Genomic DNA, 17,784 nt, shown 5'->3' on the forward strand with positions numbered 1-17,784 from the left:
CCCCGCCCACGGAACGGCCCGGCGACCCGGCGGCCTGGGAACGCAAGCGCCCCCCACGCACCCGCCAGAGCCAACCTACCCTTGCTGCCTTCCGGCCCTGGGGGAGTTCAGTCAGATAGCGCCGCGTGAGGGGCTCCGCACAGGTTACCCGATCCGACCGGCAGGAACGAGTTCGCGAGCACTCCCCAGCGTCATGTAATGTTTCCGGCGGAGGATTCGCCTAGAGGCCTAGGGCGCACGCTTGGAAAGCGTGTTGGGGGCAACCCCTCACGAGTTCGAATCTCGTATCCTCCGCCAGTGCCTCACCGGGCACGATGTCGAAGGGCCCCACCGTTCGCGGTGGGGCCCTTCGACGGTTCTCAGCTCCCGTTGTCCTGGTTTTTGTCCACAGGGCGCGCTCCAGGAACTCCCCAGATGGCTTCAGCGATCTTCCGGGCCACGTCCTTGAGCATGGCGTCCGGCACATGGAGGTACCGGGCCCGCATACTCGCGGACGTCCCCGGCTCCCACCCCATGATCTGATCGATGACGCGGTCCGGGACACCGAGCAGCATGAGCACGGTGGCGGCCGTGTGCCGGGCATCGTGCAGTCGGCCTTCCCGAACTCCCGCGTCCTCCAGTAGCCGCTTCCAGTCGTGATAGTCCGTGTTCGGGCTCAGCGGTCCACCCAGCGGTTTGGTGAACACGTAGTCCGACTCAACCCACAGGTCACCAGCCGTCTTGCGTTCCCGTTCCTGCGCCTCGGCATGGGTCCGGAGCATGGCGACCAGCGGGCCCGGCAGGGGTACAGCACGGCGGCCCGCTCGGGACTTGGTGTTCTTGGTCTCGCGCCGGACCTGCACCTTGTCCGGGCAGTAGCCCGGCTTCCGGCCGCAGGGGGAGGCTTCCGGGCATCCGTGCTTGTACCGCGGACGCAGACGGTTCCGGCGCAGCTTCAGGTACTCGTTGGCCAGGTCAACGTCAGCCCAACGCAGTCCGAGCGTCTCGCCCTGCCGCAGTCCAAGCGCAAGGGCCAGCATCCAGCGGGCGCTGTTCCGGCGCTTGTTGGCTTCGAGCAGTAGGCGCTGCACCTCCTCCACGGAGTAGGGCTCGACCTCGGATTCGTCCTCTTCGAGTCTCGGCGGCTTCGCCAACGCGGCGGCATTTCTCGCTGCGTAGCCGCGCCGCACCGCCTCCCCCAGCGCGGTCCGGGCGGTGCGGTGAGCTTGGTGAGCCGTACCCGCCTTGCGCTTCCCGTTCGCCTGCATACGGCGATACAGGCTCTCCAGGTGCTCAGGCTGCAAGCGGTCAAGGCGGTGCTTACCGACGCCAGGAACAAGGTGCACGCGTACAGCGACCTCGTAGCCGTCGTACGTGTTCTCGCTGACGGTCGGCTTGGCGATGTTCTCGACCCAGTGCCACAGCCACTTCTCGACCGTCCACAGCTTCCCGGGTTGCTGTCCGACGCCCTGGTCCCGCTGCTTCTCCAACCGCTTGACCTCTTCGACCAAGGCGTCGTGTGAGGGGCGGGTGATGTGCCTGCGGTAGGGCTCTCCGTTGTCCTTGTAGCCCATCGGCACGCGCGCGTGCCAGCGGCCGTCCTTGCCGAAATAGATGGCTGTCTCGCCGTTGGCCCGGCGGGTGCGCTTCTTCTTCTCTTCCGCCACAGGCGGGCTCCTTGGTACTGCGAGTAGGAACGACCGGAGCGCCGACCCGTGGCGGGCGGCGCTCCGGTGAGGGATCGGTCAGGCGGCACGTCGCTCGGCACGGCGGCGGGCGAGGTAGGCGGCCGGGGCGTCCGCGGGGACGCGGCGGAGTCCGCCGATCATCAGGGACTCCAGCTCCCCGGTGCGGATGAGGGCGAAGCAGGTGGTGCGGCCGATACGGAGGCAGGTGGCGGCTTCCTCAACGGTCAGGAGGACAGGAGGGGGGCCGTCTCCCTTAGCGAACCGACCGGTGTCCACAGTGGTGATGCTCACGTGGTCTCCTCGGGGCAGTCCTTCGGGGGCATCTCTGAGGGGCCGCTACTTCCGCTACCGCCGCTACCGCGCAGGTCAGGGGCGCCTGATCGGGGTAGCGGGAAGGGGTAGCGGTAGCGGATGAGTAGCGGTCGGGTAGCGGGTCGCGGGGGCGTTTGCCGCTACCTTGTTTGCGCTGGTCAGGTGAGGTTTTCGGTCCCGGGTAGCGGAGGTAGCGGACTTTCCGAGGGCGGGGGGCAGTAGCGGGCCCACGCGTCGCGGAGATCAGCGGCGTAGTAGCCCTTGAGCACGCTGCCGCCCGCCTTGATGTTGCGGGAGGTGATGGGCTCGTTGTCCGCGGTCATGTACTCCCCGAGCATCCGCGACAGGCGCCGATTGTCGAGCGGCCTGCCGCCGAGATCGGCCCAGGGCGCGTCATCAAGGGCGTGCAGCCGATCCAGGATGGCGATGGTGGGGAGGCGGTCGATGCCGACCATCACGTGGTCACGCAGGTCGGTCAGCAGGCGCACCCCCATGCTGCCCTTGTCGTTGGCCTGAGCGGCTTTGACCAGGGTCAGGCAGGCTTGACGGGCCCGGTCGGGCCACTGTCCCCCGGCGGCGTCCGCGACGGCGAGCAGGGGTTCCCACACGTCCGCGGGCCGGTCGGTGACCCCTTCGGGCATGTCCGGCCACGCGTCCATGACCGTCCCGCGCGCCTGCTCAGCCCATGCCGCGAGCCGGTCCCGGAGCTTGTGGCCCTCTGCCTCATGGATGCGAGCCCGGAAGGGTTCGACCTTCTCGCTGCGGGCGCGGCGGCGCATCCGGATGACGACGGACCGGGTGAGGATCGTGTCCGGGAGCGAGCCGAGCCCGGCGACCGCGACCGCGCAGTAGGAGGGGAACGCCTGAACGGTCTGGTTGCCGCCGTCACCGATGCACCGGTAGGTGACCCCGGAGCGGCGGTGCCCGGCGTTGAGGAAGCCGCGCAGTTCCTCGTTGTCTCCGGCCTTGGGGCCGAAAATGGTGTCGATCTCGTCGAACAGGATGGTGGGGCGCCCGTTCGCGCCGGACACGGCCCGGAAGAGGGCGGCGGCGGACGCGTTCACGGCCACCATCGGCTGAGGCACCAGCGTCTCCACGATCTCCAGCGCCCGCGACTTGCCCGACCCCGGTTCGGGGGACAAGAACGCGATGCGGGGGGTGGAGTCGAAGCAGTCGAGCAGGTGGGCGTGGGCGTCCCACAGCGCGACGGCGACGTACGCGGCCTCGGTGGGGAAGATGTTGAAGCGGCGGTGGAAGGCTTCCACCTCGTCCAGCAGCGCGGCCCCGTCGATGGGCGTGGGGGTCATGCGGCGGCCCTGCCTTCCTGCGCGGGAGTGGTGTGGGGGCAAGTGCCGACGTGGGCGCGGGTGGTCAGTTCGATAACGGCGGCGCGGCCCACGGCACGTTCGTGGTGGCTGCACCCGCACAGCCAGTCCGCGACGGGCGGGTGGGTGAAGCGGACGTGGAGAGCGGGCCAGATGCCGTTGATGACGACCATGTCCGGGTCAGAGCGAAGGGCAGAAGGGACGCCCTTGCGGGCGGCGCCCTTCGGCCCGCCTACGGCCGTCAGTGGTGCGGCCGGTCGGGCGTGGTCGGGGCCGGTGGTCGAGGGCGGTTGGCCTTCCAAGCGGGGGCGGCGCGGGGTGGTCATCCCACCTCCCGCGGACGGGCGCTGCGTAGGGAGCTGTTCAGGGCGCTGCGGATCGTGGCGCGGCACTCGGCAGCGGTGAGGCCCACCGCCTCTCCAACCCCTTGGAAGGCGTCCTCAACCACATGCCGGGGGAGGTCGCCCCACGCGACGAACCGCCCCACCTTGAAGGCGCACCGGTTGAGCGTGACGTTGCGCAGCCCTTCCGGCGCCTCTGTGACGACAGCGCATTCGGCTTCCAGCGCGGCCACGGCCGCACGGTTGCCGTCGACTGCGGGGAGCTTCAACGGGCTCACTGTCCGCGGCGGCGCGGGTTGCACCAGGGCGTGCAGCCAGGACGGCAGCGCGGCCGTCTCGGGGCCGCACAGGGCTTCGTAGGTTCCGGTGGGCAGGATGCTGCCCGCAGCGACGACGTAGCCGCCCCACGCACGGGTATCCACGGACGCCGCGACGGTTCCCGCCGTGCTGGCCAGCCGTACCCCGTTGGGGGTGGTGAAGTACAGGTGGGTCCCGCCGCTCGCGGTCCGCACGCGGTAGGTGTCGGGGACGGAGTGCCCGGCGCGCTCGCAGAGCGCTGCAAAGGTCGCCGCACCGTCAGGTGCGTCCGAACTGCCCTTGTGCTCTGGCGTGTCCAGGTCGACCACCAGCAGACCGGACGGGCCGGTCGCGATACCGACGTTGAACGGGGCCCTCGACCACGCGGCGCGGATGCGGTCGGGGTCGGTGGTGGCGCGCTGCTCCCACTTCAAGTGCCCGTCCGCGCACGGCCCAGTGCGGGTGCACGCCTTCTCACCGTGCAGGGCAGGGCGCTTGCTGCCGGGGCGCAAGGGGAAGACGTACCAGCCGCGTTCGGCGGCTTCCAGCGCCGCGTTCAGCAGCGCGGTGCGGGGGTCTTGGGTCATGCTGGAGGTCTCCAGTCCTCTCGCAGGGGCTGGCTGGCAAGGGCGACCCGGATTCATTGGCGTGAGTAGGGGTCGCCCTTGCTGTGTTCGTGCTCAGCTCTTGGTGCCGTCGTCCTTGTGGTTGGGCTGGTGTTCGGCGGTGAGGTAGATGCGGGTGCGGATGCCGTCGCGGGTGGGGTAGGTGCGGGGGGTGCCGACGCGGAAGGCGTTGGCGAGGGTTTGGGTGACGGCGTCGGCGTCGTCGTGGTCGCAGATCACGCGGATCTCGAAGGACACCGGGCCTCCTACGGGGCGGGTGTGAGGGGCCAGTCCCCGCTGACCGCGGCGGCGGGGTTGGTGCGGCGCAGGTGCTGTCGCAGGCTCACGGCCTGCTCAGCCGCCCACTGGCGCTGACGGTGGTGCAGGTCGGGCAGGGCGATGGTGGCGAGCTGGGGGTGGACGCGCGGCAGGCGCCAGGCCAGGCGGGCGGCGGCCAGGGCGTCCGCGGTGGCGTCGTTGGGGCCGTCGTGGCGGACGCGGTAGTGCTCACACAGCGCGGGCAGGGTGCGCCGACCGCTGCGGTAGCGGTCGATTTGCTTGTCCAGCACGAACGGGTCGATGACCGGGGCGACGTCCCCGTCCAGGAAGGCGACGTTGTGGCGGCTGCACTCGCGGGCCAGCACGGTCAGCGCGTAGGGGGCCGGAAGACCACGATCGGGCATCCCGCCGACAACGGTTCCGCCAGTGCTTCGATGATCTCGGGCAGCGCGGTAGCGGGGGCTTGGCCATCGGCGCGGGCCTGCTCGGTGGTGATCCGGTGAATCGCGGTGGCTTCCGCGGGGATTTCGACGCCGGGGTCCACTAACCAGGTGGTCGTCTCGGGCGGGGTGCCCCCGCCGACCGCGGCCACGGCAGCGGCGACGATCCGGGCTGTCTCCGGGTCGACGCCGGTCGTCTCGACGTCCAGCGCCACCATCGGCCCGTCCGGCCAGGGCACCGTGGGCGCGTTGTCGGCGGGGTGCTCAGCGTTCGTCATGACCAGCCCTTCTCAGCCGTGGAAGTGGTTGCGTCGGAAGGTGGCGCGGCGGATGTTGACCGTGGTCCCGCCGCTGTCGTGGCGGCTCGCGCCGAAGATCTGGACAGCGATCCAGCCGCCGAAGATCACGGCGGCGAGGATGATGAGCTGGGTGATCAGCGCGGTCAGGGCGGCGATGAACGAGGTGAGCAGGAGCAGTCCGCCGGACACGGCGAGGAATCCGACGCCTCCGAGGGCGATGTTCGCCGCGGCGCGGGAGACGGGCGGTTTCGTGGTCGCCGGTACGGAGAGCGGGGCGGGCGCGGGGTTGAGGGTGTAGCCGGTGACGACCTGGCCGTTGGGCAGCACGATCGACTGCACCGCCGGGGGCGTGCTGGGCTGCACCGGTACCAGCGGCGCCGGGACGGGCGGGTGCACGGTGATCGGCTGGGGGTGGTGGATTTCGAGGGGCGCGGGTCGTTCGGAGTGACCCATGCGGGTTCCTTCCGGGACAGCCGCGGGCCCGTGCGTGAGGGTGCGTGCGCGGGCCCGCGGGTGGGTGTGACGTGACGGTGGTGGGGGTGTGACGGGCCGCTGTGATGGCGCGTCACACCCGCCTGCCTAGGGGTTTGGGTGTGACGGGCCCGTCACATGTGACGGGTGTCAGGCGGCCGTGAGGGCGGGGACGATCCGCCACCGGCCGGTGGTGTTCGTCGGCTGCAACCGGCCCTCCAGCGCTGCTTCCTTGAGCCGCTTGGACACCCACGAGCGGGACAGGCTGTGCTGGTCGCACCAGTCCATGAAGTCCTTCGGACCGACGACCATGTGCCCCTGCTCCTCGAACTCCGTCAGCGCCTGCTCGAACAGACGGCGGGCTTCTTCGGGGGCGGGCTTGTGACCGGGCTCCTGTCCGAAGATCGGGGCGTCGTCGCCGGGTTCGTCGTCGGGGAGGTCGGCTTCGGGGTCGATGTGGTCGTCCTCGGGGTCGACCAGTGGCCCGTACTGGGTGTCGTCCATGTCGTCCTCCTCGACGGCGGTCCGGTGGCCGCTGGGGTCGTCGCCGGGGGCGGGTCGGCCGGTGTAGGCGCGGCCTGCGGCGCTGGACGCGGCGCCCGCGGTGATGGGGTCGGCGGTGGCGCCGTTGCGCTGTGCCCATGCCGCGAGGACTTCCATGCGGGAGACGGACCGGTGGGTGAACGCCCGTGTCCGGCCCGGTGAGGGGTAGCGCGCCTCGTCGATGCCGGGGCTGACCAGGTAGCAGTAGCCGGGGCGGCGGTTGCCCCAGGCGCCGGGGTGGGCGCCCGCGTCGATGACCGCTTCCGGCAGCGAGAATCCCTCGTCGCGCGGGTCGCAGCCGAGTGCGATCACGGACGGCAGGGACGCGCGGGTGGAGGTGGACATCTGGTCGTACGACGGTCGCTGAAGCGACACGATCAGCGAGACACCGGCGGAACGGGCTTCCTGCGAGATCCCGGTGAACGCGTCGTCCCCGAGGTCCCTCAGAGTGCTGGCGGCCTCTTCCATCCACGCGACCAGGAACGGCATCCCCTCACAGCCGCACGCCCGTCCGTCCGGGCGGCAGGTGTGGGCGGTGCTGGTCTGCCGCTTAGCGCACTCGGGGAGCCACTGGCGGTAGGAGTGCTTGCCCAGCCACGCGGTACGGGCCGGGATCACGGCCTTGATCGCTTCGACCATGACCTCGGTCGGGGTACCGCCTTCAGCGGCCCAGTCGATGCCCGGCAGCAGGGGGCGGAAGTCCTGGAACATTTTCGGGTCGGACAGCCAGAGCAGCACGTCCCGGCGGGAGAGGATCTCCGTCTGGAGGTTCAGTGCGGCGTCGCCCTTGCCGGAACCGGTGCCCCCGGCGACCAGGACGTGCGTGGAGTTCCGCTTGGCTTCCGGGTCGCCGGGCAGCCACAGCAGCAGCGGGGAGCCGTCGTCGTAGCGGCCGATCACCAGCGGTTCCGCGATCGAGCCGCCCAGGTTCGACGGGCCCTCCCACTCCACGAACTCAGCCAGCATGTCCTCTGGCACGATCACCAGCTCCCCGCGCCGCGACGACCCCGGATCGGGGGTGTAGCGGACGGCGGAGGTCGGCAGGTCCAGCGCGGACGCGATCCGGGCCAGGGCTTTGGTGACGTCGTCGTTGGTCTGCTCGCCCGGCTCCAGCGCGAGCGGCGCGGTGACCCGGTTGGGCTCCACCTTCGCCTGCCCGATCTGCGCGCGGGCCAGGCCGACCTTCGCCAGCAGCCCCTTGTCGGAACTCTCGCCGGTCGGTTCGGGGTTGCGGCGCAGGACCATGCGCACGTTCCACGACAACGCCGCGGCCGGTCCGCCCATCAGGTACAGGTCGTCCAGCGGCCCGGCGGCGGGGCCGCCAGGCAGGCCCCGGTCAGCCAGGCCGAGCCCGCGGCCACCGTGATAGCGGAGTGCAGGCGGCGGGAGTGGCTGGTCGACCGGCCCATGAACCAGGTGGCGCCGGTCAGCACCACCGAGCCGAGGGTCAGACCGACGCCCGCGGCGGTGCTGTCCGCCCACCGCAGGCTTCCCAGCCATCCGGCCGCGCCGACGCCCGCGACACCGAGCCACGGCGGCAGGTGCGGCTTGGCCCGGTGCAGCAGGTAGGCGCCGAGACCGGACGCGTTGGAGGCGCCCTGAAGCTGGATTTCGTGCAGTTCGTCAGCGTTGCGTTCGACCATGACCGCACCCTCCTTACTGCTGAGCCCAGTTCATGACCGGCTGCTGGGGCTTGCGGGCGCGGTGACGGACGCGGTTGATCTCTTCCTCGAACTCCTGCTGGAAGGTCGAGTAGGTGGCCGCGGCGTTCTTCGCGGCGTCGCGCAGCGCGTCCGCGGACCGCTGCATCTTGCGCGCCACCTTCCGCGCCCGGATGCGGGAGCCGAACGCTCGCCCCTCCGGGTCCGGAACGGCGCTCAATACGCCCTTGAGGATCTCCGCGCCCATGGCGACCTCGATGGACAGCGTCACAGCCGCCGCCCGCAGGGTGTTGCAGTAGTTCCGCACCTGCGCCGGGGAGGTGAACTCAGGCGACGGCAACAGCGCTTCGGCGTGCGGACGACTGCCACCGGCCCGCGCCGCGTTCTTGGTGTTGTTGACGGTGACGTTGATCGGCGGCACCAGCGAGCCGCCGTGCGCGCCGACGAAGCCGCCCGCGGCGGCTCCGGCGTTCGCGAACTTGCCGGTCTTGGGGTCGTTCACCGGCCCACGCGGACGCTGGCCGTTGCTGTTCTGCACCATCAGGAGGTGTCCTTTCCGGGTCAGCGGGTGCGGCGGACGACGGACCATGCGCTCTGCGCGGCGATCAGGGTGAGCAGCCACACCAACTCCAGCGGGCCCGCCAGCGGACCGAACCCGGCAGCCAGCGCCACCCACGCTGCGGCGAGGGTGGCGAGCACCGTCAGGCCGATACGCCAGGCCAGCGCGGAACGACGGGCCGGGCGGCGCAGCTGCACGAGCGTGAACCATGCCGCGGGCGCCAGGGCCAGCGGGGCGAGCACCAGGGCGGACCACCAGCCCAGCACGTGCAGCAGCGCGGTCACGGCCAGCGCCAGCACGGCGATACCGGTCGGGGCGAGGGCGCGGCGGTGGTCCCACAGCATCAGCGTCAGACCGGACAGCACCTGCCGGGTCAGGGAGGGGTGTTCGGGGACCACGATCACGAACGGGTCCAGGCGGCGTCGGCCCCGCTGGCGGGGCAGGCGGACGGTGTGGACACCCGCGGCCGTCTTCACGGCGCGGGTGCGGGTACGGCTGGACACAGCAGACCTCCCGGGTCTGAGTGAAAGGAAGGGGGGAATGTCAGGCGGCGGCGCACTGGTGGTCAGCGGTCAGGCAGTAGCCGCACAGGCCGTACGAGCGCGGGATGCAGTAGCCGACGTCCAGTCGGCAGCAGGGGCAGGTACGGCGCGCGAGCATCGCCAGCGCCAAAGCCCCCCACTTGCGGGACGTCATCGGCCGGACCGGCACAGCGCGGTCAACGCGGTACAGGTAGGCAACACGGACCGTCCCGGTGCGCCGGTTGATCAGCATGAGCTGCGCGGCGATCGGCTGACCCCCCGGACGCAGGCCACGGGCCCGTAACTGGCGACGGGTGGCCAGGCCATCCGGAGCCAGGCGCCACGGGTACGTCGGAACGCCGTAGCGGGCGCCCGTGGGGTCAAAGCAGTCGCTGAAGGCGGTCGGCATCACTGACCACCCACAGCCACCAGGTGCGGCCGGTCACCGTCGCCAGCGTCGCGCAGTTCCTGATAGCGGGTGGAGACCCAGCCGACCGACCACCCGCACAGCTCGGCAGCGGCCCGCACCGGCAGACCCGAAGCGAACGCGGCCGTCACGATGCGGCGGGCTTCGTCCTCGGGCAGCTTGGTCTGCGCCGGGCCGCGCTCCAGCAGAGCGGCGCGTTCACGAGCCGCCCGTTCGGCACGCTCCCGCTCGGCGGCTTCCGCCTGCTGCCGGGCCTGCTGTTCACGGTGAAGCCGCTCCTGCTCACGCTGTTCACGCTCACGTTCACGGCGTTCACGAGAGTCCCGCTCGGCAGCCTCGGCACGCTGCTGGGCTTCGCGCTCCTCGCGCCGCTGCCGCTCCTCGCGCTCCGCCTGCTCGCGGGCCATGCGGGCTTCGTGTTCACGCTGTTCACGCGCCAGCATCGCGGCGTGCTCGCGCTCCTCCCGGACCGCGGCGCGGTCCTGCTCGGCACGCTCGCGTGCGGCCTGCTCGCGCCGCTCCCGCTCGGCTTCCTGCGCGGCTTGCAGCGCGGCCACCGCGCGGGCGATGGCGCGTCGGTAGGCCAGGCTGGTCTCCGCGGTGACGATCAGCAGCAGCGGCGCTACCGCGTGGACAGCCACGCCCACCAGGTCTTTCTTCAGCGCGGAATCGGCCGTGTTGAGGGCGAGCGTCATCAGGCCCGTCATCCACCGCAGCACGATCGGCCAGCGGCCACCATGCCCACCGAGGCGGGCCAGCACGTCATCCAGCTTGACCACGATGACGACCGCAGCGTCCACCACCAGGGGCAGAATCGGTGCCGTCCAGTCCCACTCATCCGCCGTGTGCGCGGCCATCAACGGCGTCACGGTGAGGATCGAGTAGAGCATCGCCCCGCACACGATCAGCCACGTCCCGGACGACAGCGCACGCTCCGCTGAACGCGTCTGAACACTGTTCACGCCGCACCCCCGAGCGTGTTCGACACGGGCATGTACGCCCGGCGGAACCCGTTGGAATCGGCGTTGTAGATGAACGCCTCACAGCGCCACTCGGAGACGGACGCCGGGCGTCCACGCGCGGGCACCCACGGCGTCCCGGCGGGCACGCCATGCGTGGCCGTGTCGGCGTAGGCGTCCTCACGACAGGCGTAGATGGTGTGCGGCTCGCCATAGCGCATGAGCACCGTCAGCGTCTCGCCCTCCACCGGCTCACGCCTCAGTTCCTCACGCAGGCGGCTGATCTCGATCTCGTTCAGCAGGAGCTCCTGCTGCGCGGCGGACAGTTCCTCCAGGGCGTGCGAGAACATCTCACCCGCCTCAGAGGCGGCACTCTCTGCACGCTGCGCGCGGTCGAGGGCGGCGCGGGCGTCGTCCCCCAGCCGGGCAAGGCGGGCCTGAGTGACGATGCGGATCACGCCGCACCCCCAACCGGAACCGGGGCGCTGATCTGCGCGTAGCCCGTCAGGCAGACCACCGCGCCCGCGTAGTCGACGCTCGCCCGCAGGACGCGGGTACGGCCGTCACTCTGCTCGCGGTAGGTCACGGCGTCCGGAGCAACCCCCAGGGCTTCGCGCCACGCCTCGAAACCCGGCAGGTCGTCGTAGAACGACAGCTCCAGCCGCTCCGGGTAGATGGTGGACACCTGCACCGACGGTGCCGACAGGTGCCCGAAATCCGCCGCCAGCATCCGCAGGGCTCGCAGCGGCAGGGCCATCTCGTCCAGCCTCAGCGTGTCCGTCATGCCGCACCGCCGGAAAGGCGTGCACCGACCGACGTCTGGTTGAGCAGGGCGACGCGAGCGGCCAGCACACGGTGACGGGCCCGGCGGATGCGCCGTTCGTCGAACTTGGTCGGGACCCGGTCAAGGGTCGCGATGTGCGCGTCCAACAGGTCGACGTCCGCCAGGATGACGGGCATCTCCTGCTCGATCGCGTCCAGCTCCGCGTTCGTCGGCTCGATGAAGTCCGGGAACGCCGTAACGGCGTCCTGAGGTGTGACAACGTGGTCCATGGGTCGCAGTTCCTTCCACGGAGGAACGGCCCGAACGCGGCTCCCGGGTGGCACCCCGGGAGCCGCTTGCCGTTGGAGCGGTACATCCGGCTCCCCGCGCTCCCGCCCGTACGCCCTCGCCTAACGGCGGGACGGACGGGCGGGAGAGGCAGCCGACCGCAGCGCCAAACGCCGCGGAACGAAGTGGACCGGGCTTACAGGTCAGGCACCGCGCGCCGGTCCGTCGCGGCGGTGCCTTGGTATGTCGTCGGCTCACAACCGACCTCCCACGCTCGTAGGGACGTGAGGCGCGGCTCCAAGCCGCGCGGTCCGCCTTTTCGACTCGGGGAGGCGGGGCCCACCTATGCAGTTCTCAAGGAACGACCAGCTCAGGGCCCACGCGGCGAACGTGAGCGGTCCCGAACCGACCGGCCGCCGAGGGAAGTCCAAAGAGGACCCCTTCGTTCGCTGTCCTAGGACTGCGAGCGGCCTGAGATGAGAATGCATCGCAGTCCTAGGACTGTCAATAGTCCTAGGACTGTGTGCTTCACTGGGACCTGTCGAGAGGAGTTCCGCGTGGCAGCGAAAGCGCCAAAATGGCGGGAACTGGCGGATCGGTATGCCGAGCAGATCAAGGCTGGCCAGATCGAGCCCGGCAAGCAGCTTCCGCAGATCAGGGAGCTAGTAGAGGCAGGCGAGGGCTCCAAGGAGACGGTGCACCGGGCCTACAAGGCGCTGGAAGCCGAAGGGCTCGTGACCATGACGCGTGGGCACGGCACCGTCGTACGCCCGAAAGCGCCACTGAAGCGGTTGGGCACCGAGCGGTACGACAAGGCCAAGTGGCGGGATGGCGACGAAGTCGCGTTCGTCGCGGACCGGGTGGCGTCCGGCCGTTCGTACCGGCGGAACGAACAGACGCAGACGGTCAGCCGGGTTAAGGCGCCCGCCACCGTGGCCGCTGCGCACGGCCTGCCCGAGGGAGCCGCCGTGTACGCGCGGGCACGGCTGGTCAAGGAAGGCGACCAGCCGACGCACACCCTCACCAGCTACTACCGGCCCGAACACGTCGAGGGAACCCGCATCGTCGACCCCACTCCGGGGCCAGCCGGACGGGGCGGCGGCTTCCGAGTCCTCTACGACGCCGGATACGAGATCGACAACATGACGGAGGAACTGTTCGCACGCGTGCCCACGGCCGAAGAGGCACAGCTACTCCAGCTCTCCCCCGGTGAGTGGGTGGTGGAATTGCATCGGACCACCCGCACAGCGGACGGGACCGTGGTGGAGTTCGCCATCGGTGTGCACGCGGCGACGCGCTTCGCGTGGTCGTACGACTTCAAGGTGCCCGACTCAGCGAAGACGGAGAGGGAGAGTAAGTGATCTCGGCTCAGGCGTGGGCAGACGCTCAGCGGCTGTGGGACTTCCAGCAGATGGGGCACGAGCCGCGCCCCTGCTCCGTCGCCATCGGTCTCGGCAGTCACGACCTGGGCGTAGCCGACACGACAGCGGACCTTTACCACCGGGGCATGGCCCCGCTCATCGTCTTCACGGGAGCGACCAGCCGCACGACACGTGAGCGGATGCCCCGCGGGGAAGCCGAGCACTACCGTGAGCGCGCGATCGAGCTGGAGGTGCCGGAGCGGGCCATCCTCGTTGAACCGCGCGCCCGGAACACCGGAGAGAACATCCGCTTCTCCCGCGCCCTGCTGGAAGAACGAGAGGTGCCCGTCTCGTCCGTCCTTCTGGTCAGCAAGCCCTACGAGGAACGGCGCGCGTACGCGACAGCTTGCAAACACTGGCCCGCCGTCGAATGGTTGTGCGCTTCTACGTCGATGACGCTGGCCGACTACGTCGACTCGATCGGGGATGCCAGGCTTGTCCTAGACATGCTTGTCGGTGCCCAGCAACGGCTCATGATCTACCCCCGACAGGGGTTCATGATTGAGCAGGAGATCCCCGACCACATCACGGGTGCGTACGAGCGTCTCCGTGGGCAGGGGTTCACAAGCCGACTGGCTCCGGAATCCCTAGATCAGGCATGAGGTGAGCGAGCCCCTTGGCCTGCTCCGCCGCTGGCAGAACTGGAGGACGCCGCAGTAAAGACTCCTCTACCTCGTTCAACGCCCGCGCATGGCGCAGGCCGCGCCGCCTCTGCGGCGCCGCATCCCCTTCCTCGATCTCGCTGGCGTCCATGTTGCGCCTCACAGTCTCCAGCCTCTTACCCAACTGACCGATGAGCTGGGCTTCTGCCCCGAGCTGCACGATGGACCGCGGCGCGAGCCACTCAAGGTGAGCGGCTCCCGCCGTTGGGAGATTACATTCAGTGGGGAGGCTACGGCTGCACAGTGATTGGAATTTCTACCTGCGGCTGCAAGATTTCCAATCGCCCGCTGTAAGCACGGACAACCTTGTTATAGATATCCGCATCTTGGGATGAGGTGAGAGTGATCACAAGCGCGTACTCTACCTTCTCAGTTGCGACGCCGACGAGCTGCTCGATCCTGGAATGGTATTTCACATCGAATACCGGCCGGAGCAAAGATGAGGCCCTTTTGGTGAGGGTCCTATGTTTGGTGGTCTCCCACTTGTGCGCCCCCTTTCGCAGATCATTCTCTGGGAGGAAGTCGCTCGACCTGAAGAATGAATCGGTCTTCGGGTGCACGCTGTCTTCGTTACTGAACCTTTCCGCATGTGGACGGAAAACAGGTTCAATGGCACTGGCCGTGTATGTACTTGGACTACGCGAGTCGGTTGGTGAGTTGATGCAATAGGTCGCGCTAATTTCGACGTTGCCCGTCTTTACATCCTCGGGCAGAGGAATGGGCATTCGCATCGTCTGACCTGGCTCGATTGCCCCCTGATACAAAACGCGAACCGAGTTAGCAGGGCAGATTACGAAGGCGTCGATGTGGTCAGGAACCCGCCCCCAACCAGCCTCTTCTACAGGCATGATGCCGCGCTCGGCACAATGTACGAGTAGAGCCCGGAGGCCGAGGGGTTTAATGTGTCCGCCGAAGTGCGCTCGAATGCCTGCGGCCATCCTGAGGGTGGCCGGGGCTGCGAAGCTCGTACCCATCGCCGACAATGGGGAATCTGTCCCATTGCTGGGAAGGAAGATAAAAGGCTCGTACTGAGCGCCTCCGAAACTTAGCACATCTGGCTTCACCAGGCCTGGCGAGCGTCCTGGGCCAATTGCACTGTACCCAGCTCGATCCCAGTTCTTCAGTTTACTATTGGCGGATCCAACAGCGAGGGCGTTCACACAGTCGGATGGCACCTGGACACGGGCATTTCCTGAGGCCCAGTCGTCGTTGCCGTTATTTCCGGCTGCTACGGTCATGAAGGTTTGTCCATGAGAGAGGTATTCGTCCAGTACCGCTGTCCACGGGTGCACTTCATCGTCCTCGATAGGGAGCTCCGGGCCGAGACTGAGGTTCACGAAGTCGTAGTTCTTCTCTTCCAACACATCGCGAATGCGATTTAGTGCTGTGTAGAGAGCGTAGGAGTCCTCCTCTACGTCGTCGAGAATCCGATAGTGGTCCACGCTGTTGAAAGGTCGCGGTGCGACCTCCCCCGGAGTCAGGCAGCCGAAGAGGGCGGCTGACGTCACCATATGGCCGTGATCAACGCACTCTTCCACGGCTGCGCCGACCCCAGGCACATCGAGAGACTGGGCCCACGGACTCATGGGGCCGTTTGACGGTAGTCCGCCGTCGAAGATGGCCATACGGATAGAACTGTCGACTGCGGGCGCATCTGGCACTTCAATCGGAGGCAGGTTACCTACGGAGAGGCTCCGCTCAACTGGATGCAGCGTACGAAGCTTCGGCATCGGTCGAATGACCCGGAGGAAAGAGAATTTGCTGAGCTCGTCCAGTTCATCCGGCTGGACGGCGACGGGCATAAAAATGAGCCCAGATACCGGGATGCTCCTACCGAGGTCGGCCGAGGCGCCACATGCACGTGCCCATCGCTGGAAGGATCTAACGATGGCATCGCGGTCCACGCTCGGGATATGAAGACCCACCTCGAAAATTGATGAGGTGGGAGGCAACGACATAACCCCGCGCTGCTTATCCGAAGCGATCGGGGCTCGGAACGCCTCGACTCTCTGCAGAGCCGACCCCTCAGGGAATGCGTCAGGAGACTCTAGTCGCTCCGCAAGATGTGAAAATGATTCTCGCTGCCCGGATACAAATAGCTCCGTTGTATCCAACTCGACAGGTTCGCCTTGACGCGTCCACTTTTCTGGCGTGACCTTTGCGCCCCGGGAGCCAATGTACGAAAGCCCGTTATCCCGAAGGAAGTCAGCGGGATGGTAGGACTTGGCAATCCACTGGGGATGCAGTGTGACTAGGCCTACCGTTTTCCCTGAGGGGCAAGCCTCGTCTGGCAAGGAATCGAATGTCTCCACTGCCGTCTGGAGTTGAGGGAGAAGCCGCTGTCGGCCTCCTCTGCCGTGTATGGCAGTACGGGCGTTGTTCCACCCGTCGATGGTGTCACTCTCTCGACGAGACGTTCGCCGTGTCCGAGTAAGAAGTTGCGCTCCCCAGCCATAGTGTCCCCCTAGCCCTACTGCTCTTGGTCCGTGCGCTGCTTGCGTCGAATCGTGTCGCGGCTGACTCCCGTCAACTCGCTAGCCCTCCTCTGCGAGAGGCTCCCATCTTGCACTAGATCCAGTGCCACCTGAAGACGTTCGACATGGTTCATTTGCGCCAGACGTTCCTGTCCCATATTCAGCAAGACATCGAACGTATGCTCGCCGCCGAGGGCCGCTTTCCTGCGAGCCGTCATAACGAAACGCTCCGCATCAGCGAACGAGGCACCCTGAAGAATCCTCGCTAGGAATGCAATATTCCTCGGAGCCTCGTTTCCGCAATAGGAGAGAAGCGCTTCCTCTAGCTCGACTGGCCCGGGCAAGGGGAATTTGACTACCAGGTCGAATCGTCGCCACACTGCCGGATCCAAAAGATCAGCATGATTCGTAGCAGCCAGTAGCAATGAACCAGAAGGCCAATCATCAATTTCCTGGAGGAGGACCGTAACAAGCCTTTTTAGTTCTCCCACTTCGGCCATGTCATCGCGCCGTTTGGCCACTGTGTCAAGTTCGTCCAGCAGCAGGACCGATGGGCTTGATTTCGCGTAATCAAGCACCTTACGAATGTTTCCCCCAGTTCGGCCGAGATAGCTGCTCATTACGGAGGAAAGATCTAGAACGAGCAGCGGGAGATTCAGTTCGTCCGCAAGCCATCGGGCAGCGAGTGTCTTGCCAACACCGGGAGGTCCAGTGAACAGCCCGGTACGACTAGGCGTTAGACCTTGTCGTGCGAGTCGGTCTGCGCTCCGATGTTCGTCACGGAGTTGCTCCACGGCCGCTCTCACGGGCGGAGCCAAGACGGGACGAACTGCCGGTCCGAGCTGCTCCGCCCTGATCAGCGGCAGGCGGCTATCGCTGTCCAGAGGGAGGGAGGCGGTGTTACCAAATCCACGCAAGGGCGTCTGTGCAGTTGGGGCTGAACGCAGCAGCTCTCGAAGCGAGCCAGCGAGGGATTCATTTGATCGTTGATAGCGACGGGCCATGCGCTGGACCAGGGTTTGCACGTCTTGTGCCCGCCCGGCCATCGCGACCCTCGCCAGGTGGACTAGATCTCGTTCGTATGTTTCAGTTTCGCCCATAGGGCTCACCAATGTCCTCTCTACCATGGAGAACAGCCTATAGCCTGGTGGCCTAAACCACAGCGATCTGTGGCCGACTAGTCCACCTGGGGTCTCTACAACCAGTCTGTCGGACGGCACTGACAGTGGCCGCGTGCCCCGGCTTGACCCTCTTGTGCGGGATGCGGCTGATTCGAGACATAGCCAGCCATGGCGCGCTCAGCGGATGTGAGCAGCGAGGGCCCCCAAGTTTCGAACGGGCCCGGCTGGGTGGGAGCGCCTTGCGCCCCGTTGTCCTGTTTCTTGTCCAGTGCGCCGACGGCCGCCACCGTTCACCCACGCACGCACACCCCGTTCGAACTGGCCTGTGAACGCCTACGGACGCCGCTGT

General features: G+C 67.8%; 20 protein-coding genes, 1 tRNA gene, 1 other RNA gene and 1 pseudogene. 3 read left to right on the forward strand and 20 right to left on the reverse strand.

The genetic code is table 11. The features are described 5' to 3' along the window. Positions 1–39: 39 nt before the first annotated feature. An RNA gene (ffs, locus tag ACFQZ6_RS17420) (signal recognition particle sRNA small type) lies at positions 40–138 on the reverse strand. 71 nt (positions 139–209) lie between these two features. Here ffs and ACFQZ6_RS17425 point away from each other — a divergent pair. Beyond that, positions 210–297: transfer RNA gene (locus ACFQZ6_RS17425), tRNA-Ser, on the forward strand. A gap of 62 nt (positions 298–359) precedes the next feature. Here the strand turns inward: ACFQZ6_RS17425 and ACFQZ6_RS17430 are convergent. From ACFQZ6_RS17430 to ACFQZ6_RS17510, 17 genes and pseudogenes are all read right to left on the reverse strand, one after another. Beyond that, a complete protein-coding gene (locus ACFQZ6_RS17430) occupies positions 360–1,646 on the reverse strand; it encodes a tyrosine-type recombinase/integrase (RefSeq protein ID WP_381609944.1) in 1,287 nt (428 codons plus the stop codon). Positions 1,647–1,724: 78 nt separating this feature from the next. Next, complete coding sequence (locus ACFQZ6_RS17435) at positions 1,725–1,958, reverse strand: helix-turn-helix domain-containing protein (RefSeq protein ID WP_381609947.1); 234 nt, start codon at positions 1,956–1,958, stop codon at positions 1,725–1,727. A gap of 179 nt (positions 1,959–2,137) precedes the next feature. Further along, on the reverse strand, positions 2,138–3,286 hold the full coding sequence (locus tag ACFQZ6_RS17440) for a DUF3631 domain-containing protein (RefSeq protein WP_381609950.1): 1,149 nt from the start codon (positions 3,284–3,286) through the stop codon (positions 2,138–2,140). Next, positions 3,283–3,477 (reverse strand): hypothetical protein, encoded by a 195-nt coding sequence (locus tag ACFQZ6_RS17445; protein ID WP_381609954.1) that lies wholly within the window; start codon positions 3,475–3,477, stop codon positions 3,283–3,285. Before ACFQZ6_RS17445 ends, ACFQZ6_RS17440 begins: the two co-directional genes overlap by 4 nt. 149 nt (positions 3,478–3,626) lie before the next feature. Next, a complete protein-coding gene (locus tag ACFQZ6_RS17450; RefSeq protein ID WP_381609957.1) occupies positions 3,627–4,529 on the reverse strand; it encodes a bifunctional DNA primase/polymerase in 903 nt (300 codons plus the stop codon). A 93-nt stretch (positions 4,530–4,622) separates the two neighbouring features. After that, entirely contained in the window at positions 4,623–4,805 is a 183-nt protein-coding gene (locus ACFQZ6_RS17455) for a hypothetical protein (RefSeq protein WP_381609960.1), read from the reverse strand. An 8-nt stretch (positions 4,806–4,813) separates the two neighbouring features. Further along, the gene (locus tag ACFQZ6_RS17460; RefSeq protein WP_381609963.1) at positions 4,814–5,230 is read right to left on the reverse strand and encodes a hypothetical protein; all 417 of its coding nucleotides are present in this window, start codon (positions 5,228–5,230) and stop codon (positions 4,814–4,816) included. After that, complete coding sequence (locus tag ACFQZ6_RS17465) at positions 5,194–5,544, reverse strand: exonuclease domain-containing protein (RefSeq protein WP_381609965.1); 351 nt, start codon at positions 5,542–5,544, stop codon at positions 5,194–5,196. The genes ACFQZ6_RS17460 and ACFQZ6_RS17465 overlap by 37 nt, the downstream gene beginning before the upstream one ends. 12 nt (positions 5,545–5,556) lie before the next feature. Continuing rightward, complete coding sequence (locus tag ACFQZ6_RS17470; protein ID WP_381609968.1) at positions 5,557–6,018, reverse strand: hypothetical protein; 462 nt, start codon at positions 6,016–6,018, stop codon at positions 5,557–5,559. A 168-nt stretch (positions 6,019–6,186) separates the two neighbouring features. Next, positions 6,187–8,222, reverse strand: a pseudogene (gene traB, locus ACFQZ6_RS17475) (plasmid transfer protein TraB). Positions 8,223–8,235: 13 nt separating this feature from the next. Beyond that, entirely contained in the window at positions 8,236–8,781 is a 546-nt protein-coding gene (gene traA, locus ACFQZ6_RS17480) for a plasmid transfer protein TraA (protein WP_381609971.1), read from the reverse strand. 20 nt (positions 8,782–8,801) lie between these two features. Beyond that, entirely contained in the window at positions 8,802–9,302 is a 501-nt protein-coding gene (locus tag ACFQZ6_RS17485) for a hypothetical protein (RefSeq protein WP_381609974.1), read from the reverse strand. Positions 9,303–9,342: 40 nt separating this feature from the next. Continuing rightward, on the reverse strand, positions 9,343–9,729 hold the full coding sequence (locus tag ACFQZ6_RS17490; protein WP_381609977.1) for an RRQRL motif-containing zinc-binding protein: 387 nt from the start codon (positions 9,727–9,729) through the stop codon (positions 9,343–9,345). Then, positions 9,729–10,709 carry a DUF2637 domain-containing protein gene (locus ACFQZ6_RS17495; protein WP_381609981.1) on the reverse strand — a complete coding sequence of 327 codons (981 nt, stop codon included), beginning with the start codon at positions 10,707–10,709 and terminating at the stop codon, positions 9,729–9,731. The genes ACFQZ6_RS17490 and ACFQZ6_RS17495 overlap by 1 nt, the downstream gene beginning before the upstream one ends. Further along, the gene (locus tag ACFQZ6_RS17500) at positions 10,706–11,164 is read right to left on the reverse strand and encodes a hypothetical protein (RefSeq protein ID WP_381609984.1); all 459 of its coding nucleotides are present in this window, start codon (positions 11,162–11,164) and stop codon (positions 10,706–10,708) included. The genes ACFQZ6_RS17495 and ACFQZ6_RS17500 overlap by 4 nt, the downstream gene beginning before the upstream one ends. Continuing rightward, the gene (locus ACFQZ6_RS17505) at positions 11,161–11,490 is read right to left on the reverse strand and encodes a hypothetical protein (RefSeq protein ID WP_381609987.1); all 330 of its coding nucleotides are present in this window, start codon (positions 11,488–11,490) and stop codon (positions 11,161–11,163) included. The genes ACFQZ6_RS17500 and ACFQZ6_RS17505 overlap by 4 nt, the downstream gene beginning before the upstream one ends. After that, positions 11,487–11,759, reverse strand: coding sequence for a DUF6284 family protein (locus ACFQZ6_RS17510; RefSeq protein ID WP_381609990.1), 273 nt, complete (start codon positions 11,757–11,759; stop codon positions 11,487–11,489). The genes ACFQZ6_RS17505 and ACFQZ6_RS17510 overlap by 4 nt, the downstream gene beginning before the upstream one ends. A gap of 555 nt (positions 11,760–12,314) precedes the next feature. On the opposite strand from ACFQZ6_RS17510, the gene ACFQZ6_RS17515 reads away from it, so the two are divergent. After that, positions 12,315–13,118: a GntR family transcriptional regulator gene (locus ACFQZ6_RS17515; RefSeq protein ID WP_381609993.1), complete on the forward strand. Its 804-nt coding sequence runs from the start codon at positions 12,315–12,317 to the stop codon at positions 13,116–13,118. Further along, on the forward strand, positions 13,115–13,780 hold the full coding sequence (locus ACFQZ6_RS17520; RefSeq protein ID WP_381609996.1) for a YdcF family protein: 666 nt from the start codon (positions 13,115–13,117) through the stop codon (positions 13,778–13,780). The genes ACFQZ6_RS17515 and ACFQZ6_RS17520 overlap by 4 nt, the downstream gene beginning before the upstream one ends. A 290-nt stretch (positions 13,781–14,070) precedes the next feature. Here the strand turns inward: ACFQZ6_RS17520 and ACFQZ6_RS17525 are convergent, their stop codons facing one another. Together ACFQZ6_RS17525 and ACFQZ6_RS17530 are read right to left on the reverse strand one after the other, a co-directional pair. Next, entirely contained in the window at positions 14,071–15,642 is a 1,572-nt protein-coding gene (locus ACFQZ6_RS17525; protein WP_381609999.1) for a S8 family peptidase, read from the reverse strand. A gap of 668 nt (positions 15,643–16,310) precedes the next feature. Next, positions 16,311–17,441, reverse strand: a complete 1,131-nt coding sequence (locus tag ACFQZ6_RS17530) for an AAA family ATPase (protein ID WP_381610002.1) — start codon at positions 17,439–17,441, stop codon at positions 16,311–16,313. Positions 17,442–17,784 lie beyond the last annotated feature (343 nt).

This window comes from Streptomyces flavalbus (genome assembly GCF_042674625.1).
In the GTDB taxonomy this organism is placed as follows: domain Bacteria; phylum Actinomycetota; class Actinomycetes; order Streptomycetales; family Streptomycetaceae; genus Streptomyces; species Streptomyces flavalbus.